The following is a 378-nucleotide window of genomic DNA, read 5'->3' on the forward strand; positions in this document are numbered from 1 at the left end:
GGACCCTCACCGAGCGGGCCCTGCCCGCCGGCCGGGACACCCTGGCGACCATCGTCTCCGAGCACGTCACTCACGTTCGACGCGTCGAGTACGACCGATCGGAGCGGGTCAGCGTGACGGTACGGACCGACGATGTGCCCGAACCCGCCGCCATCCTCGTTCGGGGGTAGGAGCCGGGGAGTTCGCATCCGACTGCGTTCCGCTCGTCGCTCCTACGGCAGCAACCCCAGCCGACGCGCCTCGAACACCGCCTCCTGCCTGCTGGCCACCTCGAGCTTGGCCATCAGGTTCCGCATGTACGTCTTCACGGTCTCCACGCTGAGCGAGAGCCGGTCGGCGATCTCCGCGTTGCGGCAGCCCAGTGCCACGTGCGAGAGC

The 378-nt window shown here is 69.3% G+C and carries 1 protein-coding gene; it reads right to left on the minus strand.

Annotated features, from left to right (window positions below):
• Nucleotides 1-212: 212 nt before the first annotated feature.
• Nucleotides 213-368, minus strand: coding sequence for a response regulator transcription factor (locus AC1DYG_RS20625; protein ID WP_477641692.1), 156 nt, complete (start codon nt 366-368; stop codon nt 213-215).
• Nucleotides 369-378: the final 10 nt, after the last annotated feature.

It is taken from the genome of Pedococcus sp. P1_H8, assembly GCF_056405175.1.